The following is a 13,726-nucleotide window of genomic DNA, read 5'->3' on the forward strand; positions in this document are numbered from 1 at the left end:
ATCATTTTAAAGCAGGAAGGTTCTTAAAATTTAATCTTCCACTTCTTCCCGACTTCCAACCATGCTGAAATCCAGATGACGCTTGATCAAATCGGCATTTTTAACCCTTACGTAAACCTCATCTCCCAAAGTAAAAGTCTTACCGGTTTTCCTTCCGGTCACCGCAAATTCTTTAGGATCGAACTCGTAATGATCGTCGTTCAGATCGCGAAGCCTAATCATTCCTTCACATTTATTTTCAACAATTTCCACAAAGATCCCCCATTCGGTCACTCCGGAGATCACTCCAAGGAAATCTTCATTTTCATGATCCTGCATGAATTTCACCTGCATGTATTTGATGGAATCTCTTTCAGCATTGGAAGCCAGATTTTCCATTTCACTGCTATGGTGACATTTATTCTCATATTCTTCTTCGCTGGCAGATTCGTTCTTATCCAGGTAATGCTGAAGCAAACGATGCACCATCACGTCTGGATATCGCCTAATGGGCGAAGTGAAATGCGTGTAATAATCAAACGCCAGCCCGTAATGACCAATATTTTCAGTACCGTAATAGGCTTTGCTCATAGATCGAATGGCCAGTGTATCAACCATGTTCTGTTCCCTTCTCCCCTGGACATCTTCGAGTAATTTATTCAGGGAGGAAGTGGTGGTTTTTCGGTCTTTCAAATTAAGCTGATGGCCAAATCTTCCCACGATATTCTGCAGGGTTTGCAGCTTTTCTTCATCTGGTTCATCATGACAGCGATACACAAAGGTTTTTTTCGGTTTCTGTTTTCCGATGAATTCAGCAACTTTCCGATTCGCCAAAAGCATGAATTCTTCGATCAGTTTATTCGCGTCTTTAGCTACTTTGAAGAACACCCCTGTAGGATCGTTGTTTTCATCCAGGTTGAATTTCACTTCCACTTTATCAAAAGAAATGGCCCCGCCCCTCATTCTACGGCTACGCATCTTTTTTGCGAGTCGGTTCAAGGTCACTACCGCTTCCACAATAGGCCCCTTAACCGTATACGGATGATTCCTGATAGAAATCTCCTCTGGAATAGTTCCTGAATTGGTCTCGATGATGTGCTGCGCTTCTTCGTAGGCGAAACGTTCATCAGAATAAGTGACCGTTCTACCAAACCATTCTTTCTTTACCGTTGCCTGATCATCTATCTCAAAAACTGCTGAAAAAGTGAATTTTTCTTCTTCCGGTCTCAGTGAACAGGCATTGTTAGAAAGGATCTCCGGGAGCATGGGTACCACGCGGTCTACCAGATAAACTGAAGTCGCACGATCGTAAGCCTCTTCATCAAGGATCGTATTGGGCTTGACGTAATGAGATACGTCAGCGATATGAATTCCTATCTCATAATTGCCATTTTCCAGTTCCCTGAAACTTAAGGCATCATCAAAATCTTTAGCATCCTTGGGATCTATCGTAAAAGTGAGGATATCCCGCATATCCCGCCGCCTGGCAATCTCTTCCTGGTTAATGGAAGTATCCAGAGAATTGGCAAATTCTTCGACCTTTTCCGGAAATTCATGAGGCAGGCCATATTGGGCAAGAATGGAATGTATTTCGGTTTGATGTTCACCGGGTGTTCCAAGAACACGGGTAATCCTTCCGAAGGGAGAATCGGCTCTTTCCGGCCATTCATCAAATTCTACCACGACTTTATCACCGTCCTGGGCGTCGCCCATTTTATTGCCGGAGATAAAGAAATCGGTATACATGGATGCCTCATCAACCACCACAAATCCAAAATCCTTTTTCTTCTGAAGCGTTCCCACAAATTCGGTACGTTTTCGCTTCAGAATTTTAGTAATTTCTCCTTCTGATCGCTTTTTACGTCTACGATTGAAAACATATACCTCCACGGTATCACCATTAAATGCGGCATTCAGGTCTTTATTAGCAATAAATATATCATCAGCCAGTTCCGGAACCATCACATAACCATAACCTTTAGTGGTTAGATCCAGAACCCCGGTATAATAATCGTTGCTGTCTTCGATCACGTACTTACCGCGATCTATCTGTGTAATTTGTTTTTTAGCCGCTAATTGAGCCAGTTTCTTGATAATCTGGTTTCGGCTGCTGGCATCGTTCACGCCCATGGCCGCGGCCACTTGTTTGTAATTATACGCCTGACCGGAATTTTTTCTAAGTATGTCTAATATCGTTTTGGAAAGATTTCCCTGCGTCTTATTTCTAGTCTTCTTTTTTTTCTTCATTCTAAACTTTCGTATTCAGCTAAATTACGCCTTTAACAGCAGACAAAAATTATTTGTATGTAAAGTTTTGTTAAGTAGCTGAAGGCTAATTTATTACTCTGTTTTTTATTCCAAAAGATTTTATTATTACTCTTTTTGAAATAATTGGGGATTTATCTTAAAATTTTCTTAATTTAGACTTAACATTTCCGTCCGAATACTACCCTACTTTTACGATGTCACGTTATGAAAATGAGCAAGTCTTACAGATATTCGGTTTTCTTTTTTCTGATATTCCTGGTCGGGGTACTGGGATTTGTGGCTTACATTAACCGAACGCTCAATAAAAAGACCGAGATCATCCTTCCGCATCCAATTTCAACCGGGCTGGAAAAAACAGCTCTCACCTTCGACTAATTCCGTATATTTAATAGGAAAATCTTTCGCTATGCAAAGCTATACCTGCATCGCTATTTATACCTATCCGCATGAGTGCGCGATCCTGAAACTGGAACTCGAAAGTGCCGGTATCCGGCATTATTTCCAGAACGAGACCCTAGTAGGTCTCTTCCCAATGTCTTCCTTAGCCTTCGGAGGAATCCGTCTCATGGTTCATCCTGCTCATATTTCCAGAGCAAAGGAAATCATCGATTCCCGAAATGACAAATCTTCCCATCTTCGCATCGTTTAGTTATAAACACTATATACTATTATTATCTTTTTCTTCTTTTTTTAAAAATTAAAATGATGGTATATGATTGCCTGTTAATTTGTGGAATAAAATTCTGAAGGAAAATTTGGAATTTGACTTGTAAGTATTGGTCAACAGGTTATCAACATATCTTGAAAAGTCTAAGTAATTGATACTGTTGAGGTATTAAGAAAAACTTAACAAAAGTTCATAAAGAAATTTTAAAATGTTTTCTGAATAACTTCTGGAAATTCGGTTGTCAACAATTGAAATTTCGATGCTCATAACTGCCTAAAAATTTCCATACTTATAATTTGATTATCTCAACCAAATTCTGGTATTGTTATAATTTTCTTAAAAAACAAATTTCTTTCTCACTTTATCATCAAAGGTTTTTCACAATTCACTGTCAATTTTAAAGCCTTAATTTTCAGTGTTTTCGAGATACTAATTAACAGTCAAAAATTGGCCGGTTAACTACCTCGTTTTATACCTTTGTAAGAAACCTAAAGCAACATGAAAATATCTATCGGAAACGACCATGCCGGAACTTCTTATAAAAGATTGATCCAGAATAAACTGGAAGAACTTGGTCACGAGGTTACAAATTATGGTACCAATAGTGAAGAAAGCGTGGATTATCCAGATTTTGTCCATCCCGTGGCGAATGACGTGGAAAATAGCCGCGCAGATCTCGGTGTGATCATCTGCGGAAGCGGGAACGGGGCAAATATGACTGCTAACAAACACCAGGGAGTTCGTTCCGCTTTATGCTGGAATACCGAAATCGCTGAATTGGCGCGTTCTCATAATAATGCCAATATCCTTAGTATCCCTGCTCGTTTTGTTTCTGAAGAACTGGCTGTTGATATGTTGATAACCTTCCTAAACACTGAATTTGAAGGCGGTAGGCACCAGAAACGCATCGATAAAATTCCTGCTAATAACAATTGTTCATAACTATGGAGCAGCTTCAAATTGAAGTAAAGACATTTGACCAACTCCATATTGAAGAATTGTACGACCTGTTGCAACTGCGCTCGGAAGTGTTTGTGGTAGAACAGGATTGTGTATACCAGGATATTGATGGCAAAGATCGCGAAGCACTGCATATATTGGGTAAAAAAGCGGGAAATATTGTGGCGTATACCCGTTGCTTCAAACCGGGATACTATTTTGAAGAAGCGGCGATTGGTCGTGTGGTGGTAAAACAATCTGAGAGGCGTTTTGGTTACGGGCACGAGATAATGAAAGCTTCCGAAAAGGCGATCAGGGAACAGTATCATGCCGAAAATATCCGACTTTCCGCGCAACAATATTTGACGCGATTTTATGAATCTCATGGTTATCAACAGGAAGGTGAAGGCTACCTGGAAGACGGAATCCCACACATTTCCATGGTAAAAGGCTGAAATTTCAGTTTTTGAGCCTGATGTTTTTGTTGAAAGGGATGCGCAGTTGAAAGGCTAAATTTTCCGCACTACTTTCATCTTCGATCAGGTCTATTCCGTAGCGAATGTTATTGGTATCTTCATAGGTAAAAGTTCCGAAGAGCCTGTCCCAGATACTGAGCATATTTCCATAATTCGAGTCGGTCCATGGCAATTGATAATGATGATGGAATTTATGCATGTTCGGCGTCACAAATACCAGGCTCAGGGCGTGATCCAGTTTTTTCGGAAGCGAGATATTTGCGTGGGTAAAATACGTAAAGAAAACACTTAATATCCGGTAAAATAGGTAAAAACCCACCGGCATTCCCATGATGATCACTGCGATCAGGGCAAAACTTTCCCTAATGATAAAATCGAAGGGATGATGTCTTGTTCCGGTGGTGGCATCTACGTGCGTATCGCTATGGTGAACCAGGTGCAGGCGCCACATCCACCTTACTTTGTGAAGTAGGAAATGCACGAAATACTGTGCAATAAGATCCAGCACGAGCAGCGAGAGAACAAGTTCCAACCAAACTGGAAGATGCCCCAGTTGCAGCAATCCAAAACCTGAATTGTCCAACCAGATAAAAATTCCTGCTGTGACTAGGCCATAAATAAGGTTGATGAACATAACAAATCCCAGTAATATGAAATTTGTTCGGGCATGCCGCCATTTGCGGTATGGGAGTTTGATCAATGCATAATAACCTTCAAGGATCCAAAAGAAACTCAGCACCAGTACGACCCATAAAAACTTCTGCCAGGAAGGCATCTCTTCAAAGAACAGCAGAAATTTTTCCATCTTACTTCAGTATTTCAGAATATCGGGAAGGTGAGTTTAAGATTTTCTGGGCTTCCAGGATTTCAGGGTTGTGCCTCGTATAGTATTCGTATAAACCTTCTTTGTAGGTGTACCGTTTGATGATTTCATCTGTTAATAAACTAACGATCTCCGGTTTTTTTTCATCGATTTCCTGCTTTTTATGCGCGTCGATCTGCTTCTGAATATCCTGAATTTCACTGCTTATTTTCTTGTCAATATCTTCACTTTCAGCGGTCTGTTTGATTTTGTCCAATTCCAGCTCGGTCTTGGTCTGGTAACTGAAACCGGTTTTCAACAGGAACTGTTTAAAATTGTTGAAATCACTATCGCTGAATATAAAGTCGCTGGTATTTTCAATGGCATGCGAATAGTAATATTCAGTAGCGAAATCGAAGATTGCATCATTCTGCAGTAAAGCTTGTGTCACATCGCTGTATTCCGAACTAGGTAACTTTACATCGGGTAAAATTCCGCCGCCATCAAAAACCTTTCTGCCATTCTTCGTGGTAAATTCATTGTAATCTTCCACACGAGTCCTCACCGGTTTTCCATTCTCATCGCGCCTTCGATAATCGAGTGCCTGGATACACCTTCCGCTGGGCGTATAATACCTGGAAATGGTGATTTTAAGCTGGGTTCCATAGGCCAGATCACGAGGTCTTTGCACGAGGCCTTTTCCAAAACTTCTGGCGCCAACGATCACACCGCGATCAAAATCCTGAATCGCTCCTGCTACGATTTCACTGGCCGATGCGCTTCTGCCATTTACCAAGACCACCAAAGGAATACTGGTATCTATAGGTTCTTTTTGGGTAAAATATTCCCGGTTATATTTTTCAATGGCTGATTTTGTAGTAACGATCAACTGGTCTTTCGGAAGAAAAATATTACTCACATTGATGGCTTCTCCTAAAAGTCCGCCCGGGTTTCCACGAAGGTCCAAAATGATCTTTTCAGCACCCTGACTTTTCAAATCTTTCACTGCCCGTGCAACTTCGCTGGAGGCCTTGGCGTTGAACCTGGATAGTACGATATACCCTGTGCGATCATCTAATAATTTAAAGAACGGGACAGCACTAACTTCCACCGCAGCTCGCTTAATCGTGGTGGTTTTGATTTGCCCCTGGCGGCGATACGTGATATTCATGCTGCTGTTTGGAGCGCCATTGAGCAATTCTCCGGCATTTTCTGCAAATTCAGCAACATCGATATTATCAATCTTCAAAATTTCATCTCCAGGCTTTAAACCGGCTTTATCGGCAGGATAATCTTTGTAAGTTTCCACAATAGTGAGTACGGATGGCTCGGTTTTGACCAGCGCACCAATTCCGGTATATTCTCCGGCACTATAAATACGGGCCTCTTCTACATCCTGCTCGTTCCAATAATTCGTGTACGGATCTAAATCTGACAGCATGGATTTGATCGCGGTATCCATTAATTGCGCCGGATTGGTTTCATCAACGTAATTCATGTTGATCTCTTTGAACAGCGTGGTGAAGATCTCTATCTGTTTGGCGATCTCAAAAAAATCTGATTTAAAGGATACGGTACTAACAAAAATCCCGATCAGGATTAGCGGAATTGCCAGTTTTCTAACTACTCTTTTCTTCATGACCTTCTAATTTTTTCCTGAATTTACCTGAAAGTGCCGTAAAACACGTTTCCAGTTTCTGGTAACTGGCCTCTTCTCGCGAAATATAAATTAACATGAAAGCGTGAGGAGCCGATAAATCTTTGGTTAAAAGGTACTTATTTTTTCTGAAAATTTCCCGCATGAGTCTTTTAATCCGATTGCGGTCAGCAGCATTTTTGAAGAGTTTTTTTGGGACAGAAAACGCGACCTTATTGTCTGAAATTTGAGCCTGATCAATTTCCGTATACACCAATTTTAGCGGAAAGGCTTTTACGCTCTGGCCTTCGATAAATAATTTATCGATAAGCTTTTTGCTTTTTAGTTTTTGGTTCTTTCCCAGGCTTTGATCCATGCCTCAAAAATAGCATTAAATAAAAAACCCTTCCAATCACGGAAGGGTCTTTATTAATAAGATTCTTAAGAACAGCTAAATTTAATCCTGTTCGTTATCATTTTCAGAAGTTTCTTCTGAAGAACCTCCCCAGACATTATCTTCCTGGTTTACATCTGCCATTCTTTCGCTTGGATCGATCTCAACTTTTGAAACCTTTCCTTTTGAAGATGGAATGCTGAGATCGTAAGTTGGGAATCCCCAGGCCCAATCCTCAGCAATGGTTCTTTTTGAATCGTTTTCAGCAGGTTTATCCCATCTCATCATCTCTAATGGAATGTAGAATAATTCTTCTGAACCATCTTCATAAGTAACCATAAGGTCTATTGGCATTGGCATCAGCTCTTTTCTTCTTAAGGTGATTTTGGTACTATCAGCTTCAGTAGAAACCGACTCGATTCCGTAGTCTACTTTATTAACAGTTCTGGTCCAATCATTCAAATACCAGCCTAACTGAGCTCCTGAAACTTTTTCAGCTACACGAATAAAATCGTTTGGTGTTGGGTGTTTGAATTTCCAATCATCGTAATAACGGTTCAGTGTTTTTGCTAAGTTGTCTTCACCGATTACATAACCTAATTGAGCAAGGAAAACTGCACCTTTAGAATAAGCAGCCGTTCCGTATAAAGCATTCATGGCGTAACGATCTGCATGCGTGGTTTGTGGTTGTTCCTGCCCGGAATTAGCCAGGTAATAATAACCTCTGTAAGAACCGGTATGCGGATTCTCATTGTTGCTTCCTGAGATCTGATTTTCAGCAATACTTGAAATGTAAGAAGTAAAACCTTCATCCATCCATTCGTGCTCGCTTTCGTTAGTTGCCAGTAAATGCTGGAACCAGGCGTGAGCAAACTCATGAGCGGTCACTCCAAACAAGCTGTTGAAATTTCTTTCTCCGGTAATAAGCGTCAGCATCGCGTACTCCATTCCGCCGTCACCACCCTGTACTACAGAGTATTTTTTCCACGGATAAGGACCGATGTGCTTATTATAGAACATCAGTAATTCTTCAGTTTTAGGCTGAAGTTTTTTCCAGTTTTCTATAATGTCTTTGTTGTCCTTGTAGAAGAAATGAAGTTCAGTTCCGTCTTCGGCTATCAGCTTATCATGAATATATTCCGGATCTGCCGCCCAGGTAAAGTCATGAACTTTTTCAGCTTTAAAATGCCAGGTGTGCTTATCGCCTTTTGTTTTTGGAATTTTTGTTCCTTCTTTTTCATATCCATGACCAATTTCATCGGCATTCTGCAACATTCCTGTACTGGCTAATGTATAATCTTTGTCAATAGAGATCTTCACATCAAAATCACCCCACACGCCCTGGAACTCACGACCGATGTATGGATCGGCATGCCAGCCTTCAAAATCATATTCTGCGATTTTAGGATACCATTGCGACATGGAAAGCGCTACACCTTCAGCGTTATCACGTCCAGAACGACGGATTTGCAAAGGTTCCTGCGCTTTGAATTCCATTTTAAAAGTGGTCTTTTTTCCTGGAAGGATCGGCTTGGCCAGTTTTACTTCAAGGATAGTTCCCACTTCTTTGTAATCCAAGGCTTGCCCATCCTGGGTTAAAGAAATTACATGTAAATAACCAATCTCCTCTGGTGAAAGCTTACTGATACGGCTTTCGTAATCAGGATTTTCACGAGTTCCTTTGTTATTGACCATTCTTCCATCAGGATCAGCGATATCCTTTAACCTTGCATTCATCTGGCTTCCCGGCTGGAAAGCATTGTTGAAAAGATGATAAAAAACCTGGTTTAAAGTATCTGGCGAATTGTTAGTGTAAACAAGTTCCTGTGTACCAGTATACTGATAATTATCTACGTTCATATCAACATCCATCTTGTAATCTACATGTTGTTGCCAGTATGAAGTGTTATTCTGGGCGATTAAAAGGCCCGTGCTTAAAAATAATATGCTTACTAAAAATCTCTTCATTTCTTAGGTTTACTTATTTGCTACTTGACTTGCCAGGATCAGCGCGTTGTATAAATTCGCCATTTTTCCTGAAGTTGATAAGGTATTGAATTTTCCGGTTTTGCTGCTGTCGCCACCAACGATCACGGTTGCAGTAGTTGGCAGACCGCTATCCATGATGATTTGTTTTACCTGAGCAGCTGATAGTTTTGGATAATATCCACGGATGATCGCTGCAATTCCTGAAACTTCAGGCGCTGCCATAGAAGTTCCCTGTAAGAACTCATATTCGTTATTCGGAACGGTTGACCAGATCTTCACTCCAGGAGCGAAAACATCCACATTTTTACTTCCGTAGTTAGAAAATGTAGCCACAAGTCCAGAACCATAATCATAGTTCAAAGCACCAACGGTAAGGAAATTATCAGCAATTTCAGTAGAATTTTCCGGGGTCTGATCGTTTGGATAAACCATCTTATTATCCAGGTTCTCGCTTTCATTTCCGGCTGCATTAACGATCAGCACATCATGGTCTGCGGCATATTTTATCGCATCTCTTACCCAATCTGGATTCGTTGAGAAATATTTTCCGAAGCTGGTATTGATCACTTTAGCGCCATTATCCACCGCGTAACGAATACCTAAAGCAATATCCTTATCATATTCATCACCATCTGGTACCGCTCTAACCACAAGGATCTTCGCGTTATTTGCCACACCTTTGATACCAATATTATTCGTTCTATCAGCAGCGATGATCCCGGCAACGTGCGTACCGTGTTTGACGTCTTCTTTTTTAGGATCTGGTCCTGAAACCTGGTTATCACCATAATTCGTATCAGTGATATCGTATGGATCATCTCCTGTTTTTCTTCCTTTCAGATCCAGGTTGAAATGCGTATCCAATCTTCCCTGGTAGTATTCGATGGCTTCGTCCAGTTGCTCGATCGCGCTTGGAATATTTTCATCTACGTTATTCTGAATTTGAGTCAGCATAGCTTTATACTGCTGCATTTGCTGATTTTCAGGTTTATAATCTGAAAGTTGCTCTTTGGTATAATCTTCAGTTCCCAGTTCTTTGGAAACTGCCTGGTGAGCTGCCGTAAGCTGTTGTTTGATCTGGTTATACTGCTGAAGCGTTCCCTGGCTATCGGCCATTTCCTTTTCATATTCCGCTTTTGCGGCCAAGTACTGGTTATACTCAGCGCGGTCTGCCGTACTGATGCTGCTTTCAGATTTCCCATCATATTTCGGTTTCAACATTCTGTAAATACGAACATATTCCATGTTCTCTTCCACCGTTTTTCCAAGGAAGTTCCAACCGTGAACATCATCAATAAAACCATTCTTGTCGTCGTCTTTCCCGTTATTCGGGATTTCGTCTTCATTGGTCCAGATCACGCTTTTCAGGTCTTCATGATCGATATCCACACCACTGTCCACTACTCCAACGATGACTGTTGAAGGCTTGTTATTCTTAATGATTTCAGCATAAGCCTTATCCACGCTCATTCCCGGAATGGTATCAGTAGACAGGTCACTGTTTGCCCAGCTTTTCAGTTGAGCATCTGAAAGATCGGCAACTTTAAGTGGGATGGCATCAATATTTTCAATTGGAGTGGAAACAATTGCTGGAGCAGAACTGCTACAGGCAGAAAGAACCCCGGCGGCCAGGATGGCCATCAAGGGTTTATAAACAGGTATTCTCATAGTTGAAGTTTAGTTAAATATTTCATCAAAAGTAAAGCTTTTATCCAGCCTTACGCCTTTTTCGGTATTTTTCAAAGTCAGGATCTGGTTGTGTGCATCATGTTCCATAAAAAGATAATAGTCTTCCTGAACTGCGGTTTCCAGAAATTGTTGTTTTTCATCCAGCGTCAACAATGGTCGGGTATCATAACCCATTACATACGGCAAGGGAATATGCCCTGCAGTTGGCAAAAGATCGGCCATGAAAACCAGTTTTTTTCCTTTGTAATTGATATGCGGAATCATTTGCTTATCGGTATGACCATCAACAAACAATGCGCCAAATCCTAATTCCTGAATTTCTGAAAACTTTTCACCTTCGTTTCTAGTTACAAAATGAAGTTTTCCGCTTTGTTGCATCGGGATGATATTTTCCTTCAGAAATGAGGCTTTTTCGCGATCATTTGGTTTGGTGGCCCATTCCCAGTGATCCTCGTTGCTCCAGAAAAGTGCATTTTTAAAGGCTGGTTCGTAGCCGGTGCGATCCTTATTCCACTGGATGCTTCCGCCGCAATGGTCAAAATGAAGGTGCGTCATGAAAACATCGGTGATATCATCCCGGTGAAAGCCATGTTTTTTCAGGGATTTATCGATGGAATCATCCCCCCACATATAATAATAACTGAAGAATTTCTCGCTTTGCTTATCCCCCATTCCGGTGTCTATCAAAATAAGTTTGTCGCCATCTTCGATTAAAAGACAACGCGCCGCGATATCGATCATATTATTGGAATCTGCTGGGTTGGTTCTGTTCCAAAGAGATTTGGGAACCACGCCAAACATTGCCCCGCCATCCAGTTTGAAGTTCCCGGCTTCAATAGGATAAAGTGTCATGTGCTGATTTTTGTGAATTGCTATGCAAATTAGCGAATCTGGGAGGGAATCTACGTAAATAGGACTGATTTAACAACATATTATTACAGCTCCCGGCCTGTGGGACTTTCAGAGTTAATCCTTTTTTATATTTTTAGCTCGACAAGCAAAGGAAAAAGATATGTTAGAGTTAGCTGGAATCATCATCCTGGGAATATTGGCCCAATGGTTTGCCTGGAAATTTAAAATTCCGGCTATCCTGCCGCTTATTCTGGTAGGACTTGCTGTAGGTCCGGTGGCGACGCTTTTCACAGCTGATGGCGCCAAACTTATTGAACCCATCTGGAACGGGGAATCTGGATTATTTCCAGGGGAAAGCTTGTTCTATTTCGTTTCACTGGCTATTGGGGTGATTCTATTTGAGGGTGGGCTTACCCTTCGGAAAGATGAAGTCCTGAACGTTGGCCCCGTGATCGTGAAACTCATCACTTTTGCGGTGATCGTTACCTTTATAGGCGCTGGTGTTGCTGCGCATTTCATCTTTGACCTTACTTGGCAAATTTCCTTCCTGTTCGCTTCCCTGATTATCGTAACGGGCCCAACGGTGATTACACCCATTCTGCGGAATATCCCGTTAAAAAAAGATATTTCCGCCATTCTGAAGTGGGAAGGGATTTTGATCGATCCTATTGGAGCACTGGTTGCGGTATTGATGTTTGAGTTCATCAGTGCCGGGAAAGGTTCAGAATTCACCGAAACAGCCATGATGGAATTCGGGAAAATCGTGCTTTTTGGTTTCACCTTTGGATTTACCTTCGCTCACGGTCTCGCATTTGCGATCAAGAAAAATGTGATCCCTCATTATTTGCTGAACGTTGTAACGCTTGCCACCGTGCTGGGTGTTTTCGTAATGGCCGACCAGTTTGCTCATGAAAGCGGACTTTTAGCTGTGGTGATCATGGGAATGGTGATGGGAAACATCAATCTTCCCAATCTCAAAGAATTGTTGTATTTCAAGGAATCCCTGAGCGTTTTGCTCATTTCGATACTGTTTATCCTGCTCGCTGCGAACATCAATATGGAAGATCTTTACCTCATCTATAATGTGAACGCCGCACTACTATTCCTTGCTGTAGTCTTCGTTGTAAGACCGCTGGGGGTGTTTTTGAGCAGCATAGGTTCGTCTTTGAAGGCCAATGAAAAAATGTTTATCAGCTGGGTGGGTCCGCGAGGGATCGTAGCCGCTGGTATTGCTTCGCTGTTTGGACTGGAGCTGGCCAGCCAGGGGGTTCAGGATGCGGAATATATCACGCCGCTGGTTTTTATGATCGTGTTAGGTACGGTTTTGCTGAATGCCACTACTGCCCGACTCTTTGCCCAATTAGTAGGAGTTTTTCTGAAGAATTCCCAGGGAATTTTGATCATTGGCGCTTCAACCATTTCCAGACTGATCGGCTCTTATCTGAAAAAGAACAACCGTCACGTGGTGCTGGTTGATAATAACGGCGGAAATATTCGCAAGGCGCGTGAACTCGGCCTCGATGCTATCCAGGAAAACGTGTATTCAGATGACCTGATCAATAATATTGAATTGAGCGATGTGGGATATTTGATGGCCATGACCGGAAACCACGAGGTGAACCTCAACGCGATCGATAAGTTCAAAAAACATTTTGGTGAAAATGGCTCTTTCCGTGTCGTGTCTTCAGATGAAATGTATGATCCTGAAAACAACCCGAAAGAAGGCCTTTTTTCTCAAACCGATGATTATATCAAGCTGACTAACCTGGCCCGAAAGTATCCTTCGATCCATGAAATTGAACTGAATTCTGCAGAGCATTATGAAGGCCTGATAGAAATTACCAAGACCGATCCTGATATTATTCCTTTATTCGTGAAAAATAATGAAGGTGATCTCAGCATTATTCCTTCCAATTCTATGGATGTGGAAATTGAAGAAGGTTACCAGCTGGTGTATTTAGGAAAACAACTGGAAAGTCAGAAAAGCGACGAAAAGGAAAATATCGAAGAGAATATCGAGCAGGACCGGGAATAA

General features: G+C 41.5%; 12 protein-coding genes. 5 read left to right on the forward strand and 7 right to left on the reverse strand.

Annotated features, from left to right (window positions below; all coding sequences use genetic code 11):
* Positions 1-30: 30 nt before the first annotated feature.
* Positions 31-2,226 (reverse strand): ribonuclease R, encoded by a 2,196-nt coding sequence (rnr, locus tag GRFL_RS06895; RefSeq protein WP_083643917.1) that lies wholly within the window; start codon positions 2,224-2,226, stop codon positions 31-33.
* A gap of 231 nt (positions 2,227-2,457) precedes the next feature.
* Here rnr and GRFL_RS18010 point away from each other — a divergent pair, with 231 nt between their 5' ends.
* From GRFL_RS18010 to GRFL_RS06910, 4 genes are all read left to right on the forward strand, one after another.
* Positions 2,458-2,622, forward strand: a complete 165-nt coding sequence (locus GRFL_RS18010; RefSeq protein WP_157492996.1) for an OadG family protein — start codon at positions 2,458-2,460, stop codon at positions 2,620-2,622.
* A gap of 31 nt (positions 2,623-2,653) precedes the next feature.
* Entirely contained in the window at positions 2,654-2,896 is a 243-nt protein-coding gene (locus GRFL_RS06900; protein ID WP_083643918.1) for a putative signal transducing protein, read from the forward strand.
* Between the two features lie 516 nt (positions 2,897-3,412).
* Entirely contained in the window at positions 3,413-3,856 is a 444-nt protein-coding gene (gene rpiB, locus GRFL_RS06905; RefSeq protein ID WP_083643919.1) for a ribose 5-phosphate isomerase B, read from the forward strand.
* Positions 3,857-3,858: 2 nt separating this feature from the next.
* On the forward strand, positions 3,859-4,308 hold the full coding sequence (locus GRFL_RS06910; RefSeq protein ID WP_083643920.1) for a GNAT family N-acetyltransferase: 450 nt from the start codon (positions 3,859-3,861) through the stop codon (positions 4,306-4,308).
* A gap of 4 nt (positions 4,309-4,312) precedes the next feature.
* Here GRFL_RS06910 and GRFL_RS06915 read toward each other — a convergent pair whose 3' ends face one another.
* From GRFL_RS06915 to GRFL_RS06940, 6 genes are all read right to left on the reverse strand, one after another.
* The gene (locus GRFL_RS06915; RefSeq protein WP_083643921.1) at positions 4,313-5,134 is read right to left on the reverse strand and encodes a sterol desaturase family protein; all 822 of its coding nucleotides are present in this window, start codon (positions 5,132-5,134) and stop codon (positions 4,313-4,315) included.
* Between the two features lies 1 nt (position 5,135).
* Positions 5,136-6,770: a S41 family peptidase gene (locus tag GRFL_RS06920; RefSeq protein WP_083643922.1), complete on the reverse strand. Its 1,635-nt coding sequence runs from the start codon at positions 6,768-6,770 to the stop codon at positions 5,136-5,138.
* Positions 6,751-7,143 carry a ribonuclease P protein component gene (gene rnpA, locus GRFL_RS06925; protein ID WP_083643923.1) on the reverse strand — a complete coding sequence of 131 codons (393 nt, stop codon included), beginning with the start codon at positions 7,141-7,143 and terminating at the stop codon, positions 6,751-6,753. The genes GRFL_RS06920 and rnpA overlap by 20 nt, the downstream gene beginning before the upstream one ends.
* Positions 7,144-7,224: 81 nt before the next feature.
* A complete protein-coding gene (locus tag GRFL_RS06930) occupies positions 7,225-9,129 on the reverse strand; it encodes a M1 family metallopeptidase (RefSeq protein ID WP_083643924.1) in 1,905 nt (634 codons plus the stop codon).
* Positions 9,130-9,138: 9 nt separating this feature from the next.
* Positions 9,139-10,818 carry a S8 family peptidase gene (locus GRFL_RS06935; protein WP_083643925.1) on the reverse strand — a complete coding sequence of 560 codons (1,680 nt, stop codon included), beginning with the start codon at positions 10,816-10,818 and terminating at the stop codon, positions 9,139-9,141.
* A gap of 9 nt (positions 10,819-10,827) precedes the next feature.
* Entirely contained in the window at positions 10,828-11,691 is an 864-nt protein-coding gene (locus GRFL_RS06940; protein WP_083643926.1) for an MBL fold metallo-hydrolase, read from the reverse strand.
* Between the two features lie 160 nt (positions 11,692-11,851).
* On the opposite strand from GRFL_RS06940, the gene GRFL_RS06945 reads away from it, so the two are divergent.
* Positions 11,852-13,726 carry a cation:proton antiporter gene (locus GRFL_RS06945; RefSeq protein ID WP_083643927.1) on the forward strand — a complete coding sequence of 625 codons (1,875 nt, stop codon included), beginning with the start codon at positions 11,852-11,854 and terminating at the stop codon, positions 13,724-13,726.

It is taken from the genome of Christiangramia flava JLT2011, assembly GCF_001951155.1.
In the GTDB taxonomy this organism is placed as follows: Bacteria; Bacteroidota; Bacteroidia; order Flavobacteriales; family Flavobacteriaceae; genus Christiangramia; species Christiangramia flava.